Origin of the sequence: Modestobacter roseus, assembly GCF_007994135.1 — a bacterium.
In the GTDB taxonomy this organism is placed as follows: domain Bacteria; phylum Actinomycetota; class Actinomycetes; order Mycobacteriales; family Geodermatophilaceae; genus Modestobacter; species Modestobacter roseus.
Genome location: NZ_VLKF01000001.1, coordinates 1,424,737 through 1,442,475 on the forward strand (window position 1 = coordinate 1,424,737; position 17,739 = coordinate 1,442,475).

17 protein-coding genes are annotated in these 17,739 nt (G+C 74.0%); 4 read left to right on the top strand and 13 right to left on the bottom strand.

The window, feature by feature from the left end:
• Positions 1-46: 46 nt before the first annotated feature.
• Positions 47-994, top strand: a complete 948-nt coding sequence (locus JD78_RS06785; protein ID WP_153361133.1) for a RecB family exonuclease — start codon at positions 47-49, stop codon at positions 992-994.
• Between the two features lie 51 nt (positions 995-1,045).
• Here the strand turns inward: JD78_RS06785 and JD78_RS06790 are convergent, their stop codons facing one another.
• The 5 genes from JD78_RS06790 to JD78_RS06810 all read right to left on the bottom strand — a co-directional run bounded on the left by JD78_RS06790 (position 1,046) and on the right by JD78_RS06810 (position 4,315).
• Positions 1,046-1,381 carry a HepT-like ribonuclease domain-containing protein gene (locus JD78_RS06790; RefSeq protein ID WP_153361132.1) on the bottom strand — a complete coding sequence of 112 codons (336 nt, stop codon included), beginning with the start codon at positions 1,379-1,381 and terminating at the stop codon, positions 1,046-1,048.
• Entirely contained in the window at positions 1,378-1,917 is a 540-nt protein-coding gene (locus tag JD78_RS06795) for a nucleotidyltransferase domain-containing protein (RefSeq protein ID WP_153361131.1), read from the bottom strand. The genes JD78_RS06790 and JD78_RS06795 overlap by 4 nt, the downstream gene beginning before the upstream one ends.
• Positions 1,918-1,997: 80 nt before the next feature.
• Positions 1,998-2,687, bottom strand: coding sequence for an HAD family hydrolase (locus JD78_RS06800; RefSeq protein ID WP_153361165.1), 690 nt, complete (start codon positions 2,685-2,687; stop codon positions 1,998-2,000).
• A 42-nt stretch (positions 2,688-2,729) separates the two neighbouring features.
• Positions 2,730-3,422 (bottom strand): class F sortase, encoded by a 693-nt coding sequence (locus tag JD78_RS06805; RefSeq protein ID WP_228395230.1) that lies wholly within the window; start codon positions 3,420-3,422, stop codon positions 2,730-2,732.
• Between the two features lie 116 nt (positions 3,423-3,538).
• Complete coding sequence (locus tag JD78_RS06810; protein ID WP_153361130.1) at positions 3,539-4,315, bottom strand: hypothetical protein; 777 nt, start codon at positions 4,313-4,315, stop codon at positions 3,539-3,541.
• A gap of 280 nt (positions 4,316-4,595) precedes the next feature.
• On the opposite strand from JD78_RS06810, the gene JD78_RS06815 reads away from it, so the two are divergent.
• Positions 4,596-5,150 (top strand): copper resistance CopC family protein, encoded by a 555-nt coding sequence (locus JD78_RS06815; RefSeq protein WP_153361129.1) that lies wholly within the window; start codon positions 4,596-4,598, stop codon positions 5,148-5,150.
• The gene (locus JD78_RS06820; protein WP_153361128.1) at positions 5,147-6,520 is read left to right on the top strand and encodes a copper resistance D family protein; all 1,374 of its coding nucleotides are present in this window, start codon (positions 5,147-5,149) and stop codon (positions 6,518-6,520) included. The genes JD78_RS06815 and JD78_RS06820 overlap by 4 nt, the downstream gene beginning before the upstream one ends.
• A gap of 4 nt (positions 6,521-6,524) precedes the next feature.
• Here the strand turns inward: JD78_RS06820 and metH are convergent, their stop codons facing one another.
• Positions 6,525-10,337 (bottom strand): methionine synthase, encoded by a 3,813-nt coding sequence (gene metH / locus JD78_RS06825; RefSeq protein WP_228395229.1) that lies wholly within the window; start codon positions 10,335-10,337, stop codon positions 6,525-6,527.
• A 216-nt stretch (positions 10,338-10,553) separates the two neighbouring features.
• Between metH and JD78_RS06830 the strand changes: the two genes are divergently transcribed.
• Positions 10,554-11,420 (top strand): PAC2 family protein, encoded by an 867-nt coding sequence (locus JD78_RS06830; protein WP_153361127.1) that lies wholly within the window; start codon positions 10,554-10,556, stop codon positions 11,418-11,420.
• Between the two features lie 163 nt (positions 11,421-11,583).
• On the opposite strand, the gene JD78_RS06835 is transcribed toward JD78_RS06830, so the two are convergent.
• The 7 genes from JD78_RS06835 to JD78_RS06865 form a co-directional block, all read right to left on the bottom strand.
• Complete coding sequence (locus JD78_RS06835) at positions 11,584-12,639, bottom strand: HD domain-containing protein (RefSeq protein ID WP_228395228.1); 1,056 nt, start codon at positions 12,637-12,639, stop codon at positions 11,584-11,586.
• Between the two features lie 5 nt (positions 12,640-12,644).
• On the bottom strand, positions 12,645-13,889 hold the full coding sequence (gene mshC, locus JD78_RS06840; RefSeq protein ID WP_153361126.1) for a cysteine--1-D-myo-inosityl 2-amino-2-deoxy-alpha-D-glucopyranoside ligase: 1,245 nt from the start codon (positions 13,887-13,889) through the stop codon (positions 12,645-12,647).
• A 57-nt stretch (positions 13,890-13,946) separates the two neighbouring features.
• Positions 13,947-14,333: a VOC family protein gene (locus JD78_RS06845; RefSeq protein WP_153361125.1), complete on the bottom strand. Its 387-nt coding sequence runs from the start codon at positions 14,331-14,333 to the stop codon at positions 13,947-13,949.
• 243 nt (positions 14,334-14,576) lie between these two features.
• Positions 14,577-15,488 carry an SCO1664 family protein gene (locus JD78_RS06850; RefSeq protein WP_153361124.1) on the bottom strand — a complete coding sequence of 304 codons (912 nt, stop codon included), beginning with the start codon at positions 15,486-15,488 and terminating at the stop codon, positions 14,577-14,579.
• Between the two features lie 19 nt (positions 15,489-15,507).
• The gene (locus JD78_RS06855) at positions 15,508-16,059 is read right to left on the bottom strand and encodes a DUF3090 family protein (RefSeq protein WP_153361123.1); all 552 of its coding nucleotides are present in this window, start codon (positions 16,057-16,059) and stop codon (positions 15,508-15,510) included.
• 23 nt (positions 16,060-16,082) lie between these two features.
• A complete protein-coding gene (locus tag JD78_RS06860) occupies positions 16,083-16,784 on the bottom strand; it encodes a histidine phosphatase family protein (RefSeq protein ID WP_153361122.1) in 702 nt (233 codons plus the stop codon).
• A gap of 29 nt (positions 16,785-16,813) precedes the next feature.
• Positions 16,814-17,647: an undecaprenyl-diphosphate phosphatase gene (locus JD78_RS06865; RefSeq protein ID WP_153361121.1), complete on the bottom strand. Its 834-nt coding sequence runs from the start codon at positions 17,645-17,647 to the stop codon at positions 16,814-16,816.
• Positions 17,648-17,739: the final 92 nt, after the last annotated feature.

Here is a 17,739-nt window from a genome sequence, read left to right on the forward strand (position 1 = left end):
GCGCGGACACTCGGAACTGTCGGAGCGGCGACCTAGCCTCGCTGCCATGACCGTGACGGTGGAGACGGACCAGTCCGCGACCGGGCCGGGGCTCGAGGCCCCGGCGGAGCGGACGACGGCGGCCGACGCCACGCCCCGGCGTCCGTCGCTGTCCCCCTCGCGCGCCGCCGACTTCAAGTCCTGCCCGCTGCTCTACCGGTTCCGCACCATCGACCGGCTGCCGGAGAAGAAGTCGAAGGCCGCGGTCCGCGGCACGCTGGTGCACACCGTGCTGGAGCGGCTCTACGACCTGCCGCCCGCGCAGCGCACCCTGGACGCCGCCCGCGAGCTGGTCGCCCCGGCGTGGGACGAGCTGCGCCAGGAGGACGGCATCGCCGAGCTCTTCGCCCCCCATGCCGAGAGCGCCGAGCCGACCGGGGAGGACGGCGTCGAGGCCTGGCTGCGCTCGGCCGGCGCGCTGGTGGAGACCTACTTCTCCCTGGAGGACCCGACCCGCATCCAGCCCGACGGCCGGGAGGAGCTGGTCGAGGTCACCCTGCCCGACGGGCTGCTGCTGCGCGGGTACGTCGACCGGCTGGACGTCGCCCCGACCGGCGCGCTGCGGGTGGTCGACTACAAGACCGGCGGCGTCCCCCGCGAGGCCTTCGAGGCGAAGGCGCTGTTCCAGATGAAGTTCTACGCGCTCGTGCTGTGGCGCACCCGCGGCGTGGTCGCCGCCCAGCTGAAGCTGCTGTACCTCAAGGACGGCGACGCCCTCACCTACGCCCCCGACGAGGCCGAGCTGGTCCGGTTCGAACGCACCCTGCAGGCGATCTGGGCGGCGATCGAGCGGGCGGTGGCCACCGGCGACTTCCGGGCCAACAAGAGCCGGCTCTGCGGCTGGTGCGACCACCAGGCGCTGTGCCCGGCGTTCGGTGGCACTCCCCCGCCGTTTCCCGCCGAGGCCGCAGCGGCCGCCGGCTGGCGCACCACGCTGCCGGTCGCGCCCGTCTGAGCCACCCGGCGACATCGCAGCGGCGACGCCTCGGCACCTCGGGCGCCTGCGTCACGTCCCGTCGGTCTGCGCCAGCAGTCGGCCCACAGCGGCCCGGAGCACCGGGAGGTCGTTCGTCACCGTGCTCGCCACGATCGCGTGGGTGGTGTCGAAGTAGCGGTGTGCCAGGTGATCGCGCATCCGGGCGATCTCGGACCAGGGCAGGTCCGGCTCGGTGGCCAGCAACCGTGGTGGCAGCGCCTTCACCGCCTCGCCGACCTCGATCAGCCGGACCCGGACGGCGTCGAAGACCAGCCCGTCGGCCAGGTCGCCCCGGCTCATGTGCCCCGAGATGGCATCGAGCGCCGCCAGGACGTCCAGCAGCCGCTGACGGTCGTGCCGGCTCACAGCTCGACCAGGTCGGCGGCGATCGCTGACCGCACGCCGGCCTTCAACCCGCTGGCCGGGACGAGGTCGACCGGGACGCCAAGAAGCTCCTCCACGTCCGCACGCACCCGTCCGAGTTCGAAGAGACCAGCAGTAGGCGGGAGGTCGACGAGCAGGTCCACGTCACTGTCCGGGCCGTCCGTGCCCCGGGCGACGCTCCCGAAGACGCCGATCAGCCGGACCCCGCGGGCGGCGAGGGTCGCATGCACCTGCTCCCGGTGCTGCGAGACGCGACGGCCGAGCGGCCCGGCCAAGGGCTGCGGGGACGCAGGGCCGGTGACCTCGCGCGCAGCCGAGACCAGTGTCACGTCGATCAGGTGGCCACTGGCCGCGATCAGGTCGACGAGCACGGGCAGGGAAGGCTGGCGCCGCCCGGACTCGTAGACGCTGATCACGCTCTGCGTCACCCCGGCTCGCTCGGCGATCTCGGCCTGGGTCAGGCCCGCCCGACGCCGGGCGTCCTTGAGCAGGTCACCGGCAGACGCGAGCAGGGGCATGGTCGGCAATATAGCGGATCGTCAATACCGCGGCGACGCACGGGAGGACCACTCACTCGATCGCCTCGCACCGGCCCAGCTCAGACCCGGGCGAGGACCAGCTCGGTCAGGTCCGCGACGGTCAGCCCGGCCAGCGTCTCCCGGACCACCAGCCCGTCCTGTGGTTCCAGTGGCTGCAACGTGGGGACGCCGAGCACGGTGGCGCCCGCGGCCAGGCCGGCGGCGGCACCCGTCCGGGAGTCCTCCACGACGAGGCAGCGCGTCGGGCGGACGCCCAGCGCGGCGGCCGCCTGGAGGTAGGGGGCGGGGTCGGGCTTGGTGGCCGGCACCTCGTCGCCGCACACGGTGACGTCGAACAGGTGGGCCCCGACGTGCCCCAGCACCACATCGGTCAACGACCGCTCGGTGGAGGTGACCAGTGCCGTGGCCAGGCCGGCGGCGCGCGCCGCGGTGAGCAGCTCCCGGGCGCCGGGCCGGTACCGCACGCCGGCCTCGACCTGCGCCCGGGTGGTGGCCACCAGGTACCGCTCGTCGGCCACGTTCTCGGAGTCCGTCCGGGAGACGCCGAGGTCGGCGTACAGCAGCTGCAGCGACGCGGCGACCGAGACGCCGACCATGGCCGGGCGGACGTCGTCGGACATCCGGCCCCCCAGCTGCTCGGCGAGCAGCTCGAGCGAGCGGTCCCACAGGTGCTCGGTCTCCACCAGCGTGCCGTCCATGTCGAACAGCACTGCTTCCAGCGGCTGTAACGAACCGTTCCCCGAGGTCATCAGCACGCCGAACAGCCTAGTGAGCGGCGCGGACGGTCCCGGTCAGGCCGGTTCGGTGCGCACCAGGCTGGCGAAGGCGATGACGTTGTCCTCGTAGCTGCGGGCGGACGAGTCGAAGTCGCCACCGCAGGTGATCAGCCGCAGCTGCGCGTCGTCGGTGTTGCCGTAGACCTCGATGGTCGGGAAGTCGTCCTTGGGGTGGCGCTCGACCCGGTCCACGGCGAACACCGCCACCGATCCGTCGGCGCGGGCCACCTCGACCTCGTCGCCGGGCTGCAGCGCGCCGAGCTCGAAGAAGACCCCGGGGCCGTGCGCGGCCGAGTCCACGTGCCCGAGCAACGCAGCCGGGCCCACGGCGCCGGGAGCCGGTCCCCGCTCGTACCAGCCGGCCTGGTCGTCGGGGCCGAGCGGTGGCACCTCCACGGTGCCGTCGTCGTTGAGCCCCAGCCGCATCAGCTCACTGGTCACGCCGATGGCCGGGATGCTGAGCGAGACCGGCTCGGCCACCGGAGCCGCGGACGGCTCGGGTGCCGGAGAACTCGCCCCCGACGGCGGGGCCGGGACGGCCGGCGAACTGGTGGAGGACGGCGCCCGCTCGGCCGCCGCCGCGGGCTGTGGAGCTCGCTGCTGCCCGGTCACCGCCACGACCACGGCCACGACCGCGACGACGGCGAGCGCGATGGCCAGCGCGATCCAGGTGCGGGGGCCGGGGCGCCGGCTGCTCTGCTCGGTCACGGGAGTCCTTCCGGGGAGGTGCGGAGCGAGGGCCGGGCCGCGCGGGAGGGGGCGTCCCTCCCGCGCGGCCCGGAGGTGGATCAGACCTTCAGGCCGGATCAGACCTGCAGGCCGGATCAGGCCTGGGCGGCCTGACGACGGCGGTAGGCGACCGCACCGGCACCGACGGCACCGGCCGCGGCCAGCGCGCCGACGCCGATGGCGGCGGTGTTCTCGGTGCCGGTCGTGCTGCCGGCACCGGTCTCGGCGCCACCGGCGGGAGCGGCACCCATCTGCGCCACCTCGAGGGCGCCACAGGCGGCCGGGGCGGTGGCCTCCATGGGCAGGCTCGGGTCGAGGTCGCTCATGACGTCGCCGTCGTAGGCGCCCGAGCCGTCCTTGTCGATGCCGTGCACGACCAGGACGGCGGTGCCGTCCTCGAACGCCTGGTGCACGTCGTCGCTGACCTCGAAGGTGCGCTCGTAGCTGATCGAGCCGCCCTCGGCGGTCGGGAAGCGGTCGATCGCCAGGCCGCTGTCCGGGCTGGTGTCGCCGGTGGTGGTCAGCGACGTGCCGATGGCGCCGTAGTACTTGGCCGCCTCGGTGACGCTCACGAAGCCGTCGCCGTCCGCGTCGTCGGACAGGTCGTTGCTCGGGCACTCGCCCAGGGCGCCGATGTGGAAGTGCTGGGCGTGCGGCGAGCCGGCGAGCAGCCCGGTGGCCTCGATCATCACGGTGGCGGTGTTGCCGTCCAGCGTGACCATGCCGGTGCCGGTGACCCCGGACATGTTCACCGAGCCGAGGTCGGCCTGGTAGCTGTGCGCGCCCTCGTGTGCGGAGGCGGCGGAGACGGTCAGCAGCGGGAAGGCCGCGGCGGCGATGGCGACGGCCGGGACTGCGAGTGCCTTGCGCATGGTGTGCTCCTCGTTGTCGGGATGCGGACCCTGGAGGGCCCGCAGGACGGCGGCTGGGAGCCGGTCGCCCGGTGTGCCGGCGGGTGCGTCGGTGCGCCCGCCGTCGAGCAGGTCTGGGTGACCCGGCCGGCGGCGGTTCCCCCCAGCGGGAGGACTCCCCCGCTGCCGCGTCGACCACCTGGGGTTCGGGGCGGGGTGCCGGATCGGTTCACCGGCGGCGGACATCTCTCCCTGAAACGCCGCACAGAACCGGCAGGGCGGTTCCGGACGAACGCCCGGCATGACTCCGTTCGCAGGTCCGCCGTCCGGACGACGCCGCGCCGGCGCACCGTGGGGCCGGCCGGTGCTGCTCGGCCTGCTGACCGTGCTCGCGCTCGGGATGGGGGCCTCTCCCGCGCTCGCCCACGACGGGCTGACCGGCAGCACCCCGGCGGCATCGGCCGCACTCACCGCGGTGCCGTCGGAGGTGCAGCTCGAGTTCAGCGGCGCACCGCAGCAGCTGGGCACCCGGGTGGTGGTGACCGGACCCGGCGGGACGGTGTCCACCGGCGAGCCGGAGATCCGGGGCACCACCGTCGTGCAGGCACTCTCCGCGGACCTGCCGGCGGGCGCCTACCGCGTCCAGTGGCGCGCCACGTCGTCCGACGGGCACCCGATCGAGGGCAACTACGAGTTCTCGGTGTCCCCGGACGCCGCCCCCGCGGCTCCGGTGACGCCGCAGCCGGCCGCGGCCTCGACCGGGACGGGCACGCCGGGCGTGTGGTGGGCCGCGGGGGCGCTGGTGCTGGTCGCCCTCGGCACGGTGGTCGCCGGCCGGCTGCGCAGGCGGGCATGACCCGCGCGGCGCTGGTCGCCCCGGTCGAGTCCGGCCGCCCGTCCGAGCCGGTCCGCCCGCCATGGCTCGTCCCTGCGGTGCTCGGCACCGGGATCGGCGCCGTGGTCCTGCTGCTCGCCGGCCTCGCCGTCGGCGGCGGCAGCACCGGGCCGTCCGCGGGCGGCCCGGTGGTCGCGTGGGGCGAGCCGGTGCTCACCCTCGCCAGCCGGGTGGCGGCGGTCGGCACGGTCGGCACCGCACTGTTCGCCGCCGCCCTCCTGCCCGGGCGGGCGGGAGCTCTGGCCCCGGCCGCCCGGCGGGCGGTGCTCGCGGCGTCGGGCTGGGCCGCGGTGTGGGCGGCGGCCACCGCCCTCGGCGGGCTCCTCACCCTCAGCCGTCTGGTGGACGTGGCGCCGTGGGCGCTGCCCTGGAGCTCGGTGCCGCTGTTCCTGGGCACCACCGGCGCCGGGCAGGCCGTCCTGCTGGGCACCGCCGCCGCCGGCCTGCTGACGGTCACCGCGCGACGCTGCACCCGGGTGGCCGGCGCTCGGCTGCTGCTGGCCGGGGCGCTGGCGGTGCTCCTGCTCCCGGTGCTGCTCACCGGTCACTCGTCGGCCGCTGACGACCACCTGCTCACCGTGGCCACGCTCGGCGTCCACGTCGTCGCGGCGGCCCTCTGGATCGGTGGTCTGCTCGCGCTGCTGGTGCACGGCCGCGCGCCCGGCGCTGCCGCCCCGGCCGTGGCCCGGTTCAGCCGGCTCGCCCTGGTGTGCGCCGTGGTCACCGGCGGGTCGGGGCTGCTCGCCGCCGGCCTGCTGCTGGGCGACGTCCCGGCGGTGCCGGCCGCGCTCGGCACCGGCTACGGGTGGCTGCTGATCGGCAAGACCGCCGGCCTGGCCGCGCTGGTGGTCCTCGGCCACCAGCACCGGCGGCGGACGCTGCCGCGGCTGCGGGAGGGCCGGCCCGGGGCCTTCCGCCGGTTCGCCGCCGTGGAGCTGGTGGTCATGGTCGCCACCGTCGCGCTGGCGGTCGCCCTGGCGGCCTCCCCTCCCCCGGCGACCGCATCGTCGCAACCGGCCGGCACGGCGGCGCCGGCCGCTCCGGTGGCCGGCGCCGACCCGATGGCCGGCCACGACCACGGCGAGCTCTCGGTCGGCGTGCTCGTCGACGCCGAGCGCTTCCACGTCGCCGGGCCGGTCGCTGCGGGGTCACGGGTGACCGTGTCCAACGGCAGCGACCAGCCGGTGACGATCACCGCGGCCGAGGGCGCCTTCGACGTCGACGTGCCCGCCCGCACGCTGCTGACCTTCCTGGCGCCGGAGCAGGCCGGCGAGTACCCGTTCAGCAGCCGTCACTCGTCGGCGTTCACCGACGTCCTGGTGGTCGAGTGACGCCTCATTCGTCCTGGGTGCGGTAGCCGAGGTTCGGGGACAGCCACTTCTCCGCCTCGGCGACCGTCCAGCCCTTGCGCCGGGCATAGTCCTCGACCTGGTCGCGACCGACCCGGCCCAGCACGAAGTACCGCGACTCCGGGTGGGAGAAGTAGAGCCCGCTGACTGAGGCTCCCGGCCACATGGCCATGCTCTCGGTCAGCTGGAGGCCGGTGGTCGCCTCGACGTCGAGCAGCTCCCAGATGGTCTGCTTCTCGGTGTGCTCCGGGCAGGCCGGGTAGCCCGGCGCCGGCCGGATGCCCCGGTACTTCTCGGCGATCAGCGACTCGTTGTCCAGGCCCTCGTCGGGCGCGTAGCCCCAGAACTCGGTGCGCACCCGCTGGTGCAGCCGTTCGGCGAACGCCTCGGCGAGCCGGTCGGCCAGCGCCTCCAGCATGATCGCGTCGTAGTCGTCGTTGGCCGCCTTGAACGCCGCGACCCGGTCCGCCGAGCCCAGCCCGGCGGTGACGGCGAACGCCCCGACGTGGTCGCGCAGCCCGGTGCCGGCGGGTGCGACGAAGTCGGCCAGCGACCGGCGCGGAGCGCCGTCCCGGCCCTCGGTCTGCTGCCGCAGCTGGTGCAGGGTGGCCCGGACGGCGGTACGCGTGTCGTCGGTGTAGACCTCGATGTCCTCGCCGTCGACCTGGTTGGCCGGGAACAGGCCGAACACCCCGCTGGCCCGCAGCCAGCGCTCGGCGACGATCCGGTCGAGCATCTCCTGCGCGTCGGCGTACAGCCGCCGGGCGGCCTCCCCGGTCGTGGGGTTGTGCAGGACGTCGGGGAACCGGCCGCGCATCTCCCAGGCGTTGAAGAACGGCTGCCAGTCGATGTACGGGCGCAGCTCCGCGAGCGGGTAGTCGGCGAAGTGGCGCACGAACTGGGTGGCGTGCCCGGCGGGGTGGTCGCAGGTCGGCCCCGAGCAGACGTCCTTGGCCTGCTGCAGCAGCATCCGCGGCCGGGGCGGCTGGTAGTCGCTCCAGTCGATGGCCGGCGCCTGGGCGCGGGCGGTCGCCAGCGGCAGCAGCGACCGGGTGTCGTTGCGGGCGGCGTGGCGCTCGCGCAGCGCGGCGTAGTCGGCATCGGTCTCGGCCAGCAGCGCGGGACGCTGCTCGTCGGAGAGCAGGGCGGCGACCACCGGCACCGACCGGGAGGCGTCCTTCACCCAGATGACCGGGCCGTGGTAGCGCTCGGCCACCTTGACCGCGGTGTGCGCGCGGGAGGTGGTGGCCCCGCCGATGAGCAGCGGGATCTCGAACCCCTGCCGCTCCATCTCGGTGGCCAGGTTCACCATCTCGTCCAGCGAGGGGGTGATCAGCCCGGAGACGCCGATGACGTCGGCCCCGTGCTCCTTGGCCGCGTCCAGCACCTTCTGCCCGGGCACCATCACCCCGAGGTCGACGACGTCGTAGTTGTTGCACTGCAGGACGACGCCGACGATGTTCTTGCCGATGTCGTGCACGTCGCCCTTCACGGTGGCCATGACGACCTTGCCGTTGCTCCGCTGGACGTCGCCGGGCTGCTTCTCGGCCTCGATGAACGGGACGAGGTGGGCGACGGCCTTCTTCATCACCCGGGCGGACTTCACCACCTGCGGCAGGAACATCTTCCCCTGCCCGAACAGGTCACCGACGACGTTCATGCCGTCCATCAGCGGGCCCTCGATCACCTCGATCGGCCGGCCGCCGCGAGCGGCGATCTCCTGCCGCAGCTCCTCGGTGTCGTCCTCGACGAAGGCGTCGATGCCCTTGACCAGCGCGTGCGTGATCCGCTCGGCGACCGGCAGCGACCGCCACTCCTCCGACGCCACCTCCTTGACCGAGCCGTCGCCGGCGAAGTCCCCGGCGATCTCCAGCAGCCGCTCGGTGCTGTCCGGCCGGCGGTTGAGGACGACGTCCTCGATCCGCTCCCGCAGCACCTCGGGCACCTCGTCGTAGACCTCCAGCTGGCCCGCGTTGACGATCGCCATGTCCAGGCCGGCCCGGATCGCGTGGTAGAGGAAGACGGCGTGGATCGCCTCGCGGACCTTGTTGTTGCCGCGGAAGGAGAACGACACGTTGGAGATCCCGCCGGAGACGAGCGCGCCGGGCAGGTTCTGCTTGATCCAGCGGGTCGCCTCGATGAAGGCCAGCCCGTAGTCGGCGTGCTCCTCGATGCCGGTGGCGACGGCGAAGACGTTCGGGTCGAAGATGACGTCCTCGGCCGGGAAGCCGACCTCGTGCACCAGCAGGTCGTACGCGCGCCGGCAGATCTGCTTGCGGCGCTCCAGGGTGTCGGCCTGGCCGGCCTCGTCGAAGGCCATCACGACGACGGCGGCGCCGTACTTGCGGCACAGCCGGGCCTCGCGGACGAACTCCGCCTCGCCGTTCTTCATCGAGATGGAGTTGACGATCGCCTTGCCCTGGACGTTCTTCAGGCCGGCCTCGATGACCTCCCACTTCGAGGAGTCGATCATCACCGGCACCCGGCAGATGTCCGGCTCGGCGGCGATCAGCTTGGTGAAGCGGTCCATCGCCGCGACCCCGTCGATCATCCCCTCGTCCATGTTCACGTCGATGACCTGTGCACCGGCCTCGACCTGCTGGCGGGCGACGGTGAGCGCGGCCGGGTAGTCGCCGGCCTTGATCAGGTTCCGGAAACGCGCCGAGCCGGTGATGTTGGTGCGCTCGCCGACGTTGACGAACAGCGAGTCCTCGTCGACGGTGACCGGCTCCAGGCCGGACAGCCGCAGCGCGGGGCGGACCTCGACCGGGGTGCGCGGGGCCCGGCCCTCGACGGCCCGGGCGATCGCCGCGATGTGCGCGGGGGTGGTGCCGCAGCAGCCGCCGACCAGGTTCACGAACCCGGCGGTGGCGAACTCCTCGAGGATCGCGGCGGTCTCCTCCGGCGCCTCGTCGTACTCGCCGAAGGCGTTGGGCAGCCCGGCGTTCGGGTAGCAGGAGACGAACGTGTCGGCGACCCGGGCCACCTCGGCGATGTAGGGCCGCATCTCCTTGGCCCCCAGGGCGCAGTTGAGACCGACCAGCAGCGGGTCGACGTGCCGCACCGAGTGCCAGAACGCCTCGGTGACCTGACCGGACAGCGTCCGGCCGGAGGCGTCGGTGATCGTGCCGGACACCATCACCGGCCAGCGGCGGCCGTGCCGCTCGAACAGCGTCTCCAGTGCGAAGACCGCTGCCTTGGCGTTCAGCGTGTCGAAGATCGTCTCGATCAGCAGCACGTCGGAGCCGCCGTCGACCAGTCCCTCGGCCTGCTCCAGGTAGGCCTCGACCAGCTCGTCGTAGGTGACGTTGCGGGCACCCGGGTCGTTCACGTCCGGCGAGATGGACGCCGTCCGGCTGGTCGGGCCGATGGCGCCGACGACGTAGCGGGGCCGGTCCGGCGTCCGCGCCGTCATCTCGTCGCAGACGCCGCGGGCCAGCCGCGCCGACGCGAGGTTCAGCTCGTAGGCGAGGTCGGACATGCCGTAGTCGCCGAGCGAGATGCGGGTCGCGTTGAAGGTGTTGGTCTCGATCAGGTCCGCGCCGGCCTCGAGGTACTCGCGGTGGATACCGGCGATGATCTCCGGTGCGGTGATGCTGAGCAGGTCGTTGTTGCCCTGCACGTCGGTCGGCCAGTCCGCGAACCGCTCGCCGCGGTACCCGGCCTCGTCGGGCCGGTCGCGCTGGATCGCCGTCCCCATCGCGCCGTCCAGGACGACGATGCGCCGCCGCAGGAGCTCGGTGAGCTCGGCGGTGGCGTCGGGGCGGTGCGCGGGCGCGGACAGGGGTGGCTGGAGCACGGGCGGTCCTCGGGGAGCTCGTTCGGTCACGGTCACGAACGCGTCCGGCGCCAGGGCCCTGGCAACTCCGACGGGCGGCGGTGCCTCGTCGTCCTCGAACAGCGCCTCCATGATGACACCTCCGGGCGCCCAGGCGGTGATGTGGGCCACGTGCCGTGTCCTGGGCCCCGCGCCGGTCACCGGGCGGGGCGGCCGCACCGACGTAGGCTGGTCCGAGTGATCGATCCGAAGTCCACCGCAGACGACCTGCCCGAGCTGGACGACCCCGTGGTGGTCGTCGCCTTCGAGGGGTGGAACGACGCCGGGGACGCCGCCACCGGGGCGGTGGAGCACCTGGAGCTGATCTGGGACGCCGATCCGCTGGCCGCCCTGGACCCCGAGGAGTACTACGACTTCCAGGTCAACCGCCCGACCGTCTCCCTCGTCGACGGCGTGAGCCGCCGCCTCGAGTGGCCGACGACCCGCATCTCGGTCGCCAAGCCCGAGGGCAGCGACCGGCACGTGGTGCTCATCCGCGGCATCGAGCCGAACATGCGCTGGCGCAGCTTCTGCGAGGAGCTCATCGAGCTCTGCCACGAGCTGGGCGCACACACCGTGGTCGGACTGGGTGCCCTGCTGGCCGACACGCCGCACACCCGTCCGACGCCGGTGAGCGGGTCGGCCTACGACGCGGAGTCGGCGGAGAAGTGGGGCCTGGAGACCTCCCGGTACGAGGGGCCCACGGGCATCCTCGGGGTGTTCCAGGACGCCTGCGTGCAGGCCGGTCTGCCGGCGATCAGCTTCTGGGCCGCGGTCCCGCACTACGTGTCCCAGCCCCCGTCGCCGCAGGCGACCGTCGCGCTGCTCCGGCGCGTCGAGGAGGTCCTGGAGCTCACCATCCCGCTCGGCACGCTGCCCCAGCAGGCCGAGGAGTGGGTCACCACCGTCTCGGAGATGGCCAGCGAGGACGACGAGGTCGTGGAGTACGTGCGCTCGCTGGAGGAGCGGCAGACCGCGACCGACCTCTCCCAGGCCAACGGCGACCAGATCGCCCGCGAGTTCGAGCGGTACCTGCGCCGGCGGGGCTCCTCGGGCGCCGGCTGAGTACCGAGGAGCGGGGCCCGAAGGGTCCCCGACGAGGTGCTCGACCTCCTGCCCACCGACCGGAGGGCCGAGGAACGAGCGCCCTCCGTGAGGCGGGCGCAGACACGCTCCCTCCGGCAGGGGGACGGCAGGTGGCCGCGATGCGACGCGGCGCGTCGCGGTGTCAGAGCAGCGGGCGCATCCGCAGACCGGCGGTGTCGTCGAAGAGCCGGTCGTGGGTGGCCAGGGCGTACCGGTCGGTCATGCCGGTGACGTAGTCGACGACCTGGGTGAGCACGTCGGCCTCGGTGTCGCGGTAGCTGGCCGGGATGAGCCCGGGGTGGGCCAGGTGGTGGTCGACCAGCCGGCGGATGACGTCGACGGCCAGGTGCTTCTGGCCGGCGGCGGTGTCGGAGCCGTACACCCGCTCGAACATGAAGGTGCGCAGCTCGTGCATCGCCTCGAGCGCGTCGGGGGCCATGACCACGGCCCCGCCGGTGTTCGCCGCGGAGAGGCTGCCCTCGACCACGGCGTCGATCATCGACCCGACCATGGCGCTGCCCGGGTCGCCGAAGACGGCGCGGGCGCGGGCGGGCAGGTCGGTCACCCGGAGCACCCCGGCCCGGACGGCGTCCAGCGCGTCGTGGGAGAGGTAGCCGATCCGGTCGGCGTAGCGCACGCACTCGCCCTCGCGGGTGGCCGGTGGCGGGCTGATCTTCCAGCTGTGCGCCCGGACGCCGTCGCGGACCTCCCAGGTGAGGTTGAGGTCCTCGAGCACCTCGACGATGCGCACGCCCTGGGCGGCGTGGTGCCAGCCGCCCGCGACGTAGGGGTCGAGCGCGTCCTCGCCGATGTGCCCGAACGGTGAGTGGCCGACGTCGTGGGCCAGCGCGATCGCCTCGGCGAGGGTCTCGTTCAGCGACAGCGCCGCCGCCAGGGAGCGGGCCACCTGGGTGACCTGCAGGGTGTGCGTCAGGCGGGTGACGAAGTGGTCGCCGTCCGGGTGCAGGAAGACCTGCGTCTTGTGCTTGAGCCGGCGGAACGCCTTGGCGTGCAGGATCCGGTCGCGGTCCCGCTCGTAGGCGGTGCGCAGCGGGTCCTCCGGCTCGGGGCGCGCCCGGCCGCGGGTGGCCGCCGCGCGGGCTGCGGCCGGCGCGAGCAGCTCCTCGGCGCGCTCCCGCGTCCCCCGGTCGGCCAGCCGGAACGGCGCTCCCCCGGCGTCCGGCAGCGGCTGGCCCACGGTCGTCAGAGCTCGATGCCCAGCAGGGCGTCGACGACGTCGGCGACGACGGCCGGTGCGCCGTCCTCGCCGGCGGCGCGGTCGCTGTCCAGGGTGGCCTCGGCCCAGCGGTCGACGACGGCGATCGCGCCGGGGCTGTCCAGGTCGTCGGTGAGCCGTTCGCGCACCGCCCGGATCACCGGCCCGGCGGGGGCGCCGGTGGACTGGGTGACGGCCCGGCGCCAGGTGACCAGCCGCTCCTCGGCGCGGGTCAGCAGCTCCGCCGTCCACGCGCGGTCGGTGCGGTAGTGGCCGGAGAGCAGCGCGAGCCGGATCGCCATCGGGTCGACGCCCTCGCCGCGCAGCCGGGAGACGAAGACCAGGTTGCCCCGGCTCTTGCTCATCTTCTCGCCGTCCAGGCCGATCATCGCCGCGTGCACGTAGGCCTGGGCGAAGGGCTTGGCGCCGGTGAGCGCCTCGGCGTGCACGGCGGAGTACTCGTGGTGCGGGAACACCAGGTCGCTGCCGCCGCCCTGGACGTCGAAGCCCATGCCGAGGGTGTCCAGGGCGATGGCGGCGCACTCGACGTGCCACCCGGGCCGCCCGGCGACGCCGCGCGGGCCGGGCCAGGACGGCTCGCCCTCGCGGGCGCCGCGCCACAGCAGCGGGTCCAGCGGGGAGCGCTTGCCCGGGCGCTCGGGGTCGCCGCCGCGCTCGGCGGACAGCCGGAGCATCGTCGCCTCGTCGTAGTTCGACTCCGCGCCGAACCCGGGCGCCTGGGAGACGTCGTGGTAGACGTCGCCGGTGCCGTCGTCGAGGGAGTAGGCCAGCCCCGCGTCCCACAGCTCCTCGACCTTGGTGACGATCTGCGGGATCGCCTCGACCGCGCCGACGTAGTCCTCGGGCGGCAGCACGCGCAGGGCGGTCATGTCCTCCCGGAACAGGGCCGTCTCGCGCATGCCGAGCACGATCCAGTCCTCGCCGTCGCGGTCGGCCCGCTCGAACAGCGGGTCGTCGACGTCGGTGACGTTCTGCACGTAGTGGACCCCGTGCCGGGCGTCGCGCCAGACCCGGTTGACCAGGTCGAAGGCGAGGTAGGTGGCGGCGTGGCCGAGGTGGGTGGCGTCGTAGGGGGTGATGCCGCAGACGTACATCCGCGCGACCCGGTCCGGCTGGGTCGTGACGACGTCACCGCGCGCGGTGTCGTAGAGGCGCAGGGCGGGACCGGACCCGGGCAGGGGGGGGAGGAGCGGAGCGGGCCAGGAGAGCACGTCAGGAGGGTAAGACCGGCCACCGACACCGGCGCAGGCCGCCCGGTCCACCGTGGGTCAGGGCCAGGTGGTGGCGTGCCGCTCGAACTCCTCGCCGGTCTGCACGCCGACGACGCAGAACAGCAGGCCGGCGGGGTCCTTCAGCTGCCAGAAACCGCCCATGTCGGCGATCCGGACCGCGCCCAGCGCCTCCAGCCGGGCCATCTCGGCCGGGACGTCGTCGGTCTCGATGTCGACGTGCCAGCGGGGTGCGGTGCCCGGCCCGGTCCGCTGGACCTCGAGGTGGAAGCCGTCGGCGAAGGAGCCGAGGGAGGACCAGACGTCGTCGATCGCGTCGGGCTCGACCGGGTGGCCGGTCGCCGCGGACCAGAACTGCTGCCCCCGGGCGTGCAGCTCCGGGGGCAGGTCGATGAGCAGGACCGCCAGTCGACTCCGATGCGCCACGCACGGCACCCTGCCAGGCAGCGGCACGAGGCGGAAGCAGAAGGTGACCGAGGCAGGGATCAGGACCACCAGGTACGGACACGCCCGCGCAGCGGGCTCGGGTCGCCGAGTGGGGGCCGGAGGCCTCCGCGCAGGCGGGCCGGAAACGGCTCAGCGCAGCAGGGGCACGGCCGTTGGCCGCGGTGTCATCCGGAGGATGACGATCAGCACGGCCGCGGGGTCATCCGGAGGATGACGATGTGCTCAGAACGGCGGCCAGGGCAGCGCGGGCCAGTCGCCGGAGGGCTGCGGGTGCAGCCCGGTGCGCAGCAGCTGGGCGACCCGCTGCTGGGTGCGGTGCACCTCGCGCCGGGTGAGGTGCTGGTGCAGCTGCTCGCCCAGGTCGCCGCGCAGGTCCTCGGCCAACCGCTCCAGCACCTCGAGCAGGGCGATCGGGATGGGCCGGCCGGCCCACTGCCACAGCAGGGTGCGCAGCTTGGGGTCCACGGAGAAGCAGATGCCGTGGTCGACGCCGTACACGTGCCCGTCGGGCATGGGGATGATGTGCCCGCCCTTGCGGTCGGCGTTGTTCACGACCGCGTCGAAGACGGCCATCCGGCGCAGCGCGGGGTCGTCGCGGCGGACGAACTCGGCCAGGTCGATGCCAGGGTCGCCGTCCATCCAGAGCTGGACCATGCCGGTGCCGAACGGGCCGTCGCGCAGCACGGTGGGGGGCACGATCGACCAGCCGGTGGCCTCGCTGACCAGGTGGGCGCTGATCTCCCGGCCGGCCAGGGTGCCGTCGGGGAAGTCCCAGAGCGGGCGCTCCCCGGCGACCGGTTTGTAGACGCAGGTCGCGGCCAGGGTGTCGGTGCGGATGGCGCCGACGAGGGTGACGTTGCTGGCGTCGAGGAGGCGGCCCTCCATGTCCAGCACGCCCTCGCGGAGCAGCACGTCGACCTCGGCCGGCCCGTCGGGGGCGCGTCGGTCGCCGTGGTCGAAGGCGGTGGGGTCCAGGGTCCGGACGTCGCCGTCGTCCCCGTCGCCGTCGTCCCCGTCGAAGTCGTCCCCGCCGAAGTCGTCCCCGCCGAAGTCGTCCCCGTCGTCGTCCTCGAGGTCGGCCTCGACCCACTCGACGACGACGTCGTCGTCGGGCTCGTCCGCGGGGCGCGTCACCGGGGGGACCGCCTGCCGGTCAGCGGCGGTAGCCGTTCTGGCGGGGGCACACGTGCCCGGCCGGGTCCAGCGGCATCGAGCACAGCGGGCAGGAGGGCCGGCCGGCGGCGACCACCCGGCGGGCCCGGGCGACGAACGCCCGGGCGGCGGCGGGGGTGATGGTGACCCGCAGCGCGTCGGGGCCCTCGTCGCTGTCGGAGAGGATCACGTCCTCCTCGACCGGCTCCTCGCCGGCGGCGACCGCCTCGACGACGACGGCCGCGGCCTCGCCGTCCCAGGCCAGGCCCATCGCGGCGACCCGGAACTCCTCGTCGACCGGCGCGGTGAGCGGCTCCAGGTCGTCGACGTCGGCGTCGGGCGGGACGACGACGGTGGCCCGGCTGGAGATCTCGTCGAGCAGCTCGCTCATCCGGTCGGCGAGCACCTGGACCTGCGTCTTCTCCAGCGCCACGCTGACGGTGCGGCCGGCCTCGTCGGAGGCCTGCAGGTAGAAGGTGCGGTCACCGGGCTGGCCCACCGTGCCGGCGACGAACCGGGTGGGACGGTCGAAGAGGAAGACCTGACGTGGCACGGGCATCAGGTTACGCGGCCCGCTCAGGCGGGGGCGCTGCCCGCGCCGCCGCCGACGACCGCGTCGGAGGACGGCTTCCGCCGGCCGCGCTTCTTCTTGGGCGGGATGAGCGCGGAGACGTCGCCGCCGGTGTCGTTGACCCGGGCGACGAACGGCCGGGTGTCGGTGTAGGTGACCACCGAGATCGACGCGGGGTCGACGACGATGCGCTGGAAGGAGTCCAGGTGCATGCCGAAGGCGTCGGCGAGCACGGCCTTGATCACGTCACCGTGGCTGCAGGCCAGCCACACGGCGTCGGGGCCGAGCTTCGCGTTCCACTCCCGGACGGCGGCCACGGCGCGGGCCTGGGTCTGCGCCAGCCCCTCCCCCTCAGGGCCCGGGAAGACCGCGGCCGAGGGGTGCTGCTGGACGACCTTCCACAGCGGGTCCTTGGCGAGCTCCTTGATCGGCCGGCCGGTCCAGTCGCCGTAGCGGGCCTCGCCGAACCGGTCGTCGGTCTGCAGCTCGAGCTCGCGGCCCTCGACGACGGCGCCGGCGGTCTGCTGGCACCGTTCCAGCGGGCTGCTGACGACGGCGGCCAGCGGCACGCCGGTGAGCCGCTCGGCGACCGCCCGGACCTGGGCCTCGCCGGACTCGTCGAGCCGCACGCCGGGGGTCCACCCGGCCAGCACCCCCGAGGCGTTCGCCGTCGTCCGTCCGTGGCGCAGCAGGATGAGGGTGGTCACCGGGCCGAGCGTAGGCGCCGGCGCCGAGCTCAGGTCGGGTCGAGCACCCCGGCGCCGACGAGCGCGAGCACCAGCAGGCCCAGCACGATGCGGTAGACGACGAACGGGGTGAAGCTGCCCCGGTCCAGGTAGCGCAGCAGCCAGGCGATGACCGTCAGCCCCACCCCGAAGGCGATCACGGTGGCCAGGATCGTCGGCCCCCAGGCCACGGCCTCGCCCTCGGTGCCGCCGGTGAGCGCCTCGTAGGTCTGGTAGAAGCCGGCACCCAGCACGGCGGGCACGGCCAGCAGGAACGAGTAGCGCGCCGCGGCCTGCCGGGAGTAGCCGAGGAAGCGCCCGGCGGTGATGGTGCCGCCGGACCGCGAGACGCCGGGGATCAGCGCCATCGCCTGGGCGAACCCGTAGACCAGCCCGTGCTTGACGGTCAGGTCGGTCATCTCCCGCTCGGTGCTGCCGATCCGGTCGGCCACGTACAGCACCAGGGAGAAGGCGACGAGGGCGATCGCGACGATCCGCAGGTCGCGGAAGGTGGTCTCGATCGAGTCCTGGAACAGCAGGCCGAGCACCACGATCGGGATGCTGCCGACGATGATCAGCCAGCCCATCCGGGCGTCGTGGTCACCGCGTGCCTCGCGGTCGTGCAGCGCCCGCACCCAGGCCTTGGTGATCCGCCAGATGTCGTGGCGGAAGTAGAGCAGCACCGCGATCTCGGTGCCGATCTGGGTGATCGCGGTGAAGGCGGCGCCGGGGTCGCCCCAGCCGAAGGCCTCGCCGACCACGCGCAGGTGGGCGCTGGAGGAGATGGGGAGGAACTCGGTGAGCCCCTGCACCAGCCCCAGGACGACGGCCTCGATCCAGCCCACGGTCAGGAACCCCGGGCCGGGCGGGCGGGACGGGGGAAGACGGTCGGGTGCACGGGGGCACACCCTAGGGGCCCCGGCTGTGCCGCCCCGGC

Excerpts from the sequence above, each read along its gene's own strand:
- JD78_RS06795 (WP_153361131.1), bottom strand. The coding sequence starts at position 1,917 with ATGCCCCTGCTCGCGTCTGCCGGTGACCTGCTCAAGGACGCCCGGCGT.
- JD78_RS06785 (WP_153361133.1), top strand. The coding sequence starts at position 47 with ATGACCGTGACGGTGGAGACGGACCAGTCCGCGACCGGGCCGGGGCTC.
- JD78_RS06810 (WP_153361130.1), bottom strand. The coding sequence starts at position 4,315 with ATGCGCAAGGCACTCGCAGTCCCGGCCGTCGCCATCGCCGCCGCGGCC.
- JD78_RS06815 (WP_153361129.1), top strand. The coding sequence starts at position 4,596 with ATGACTCCGTTCGCAGGTCCGCCGTCCGGACGACGCCGCGCCGGCGCA.
- JD78_RS06820 (WP_153361128.1), top strand. The coding sequence starts at position 5,147 with ATGACCCGCGCGGCGCTGGTCGCCCCGGTCGAGTCCGGCCGCCCGTCC.
- JD78_RS06800 (WP_153361165.1), bottom strand. The coding sequence starts at position 2,687 with ATGACCTCGGGGAACGGTTCGTTACAGCCGCTGGAAGCAGTGCTGTTC.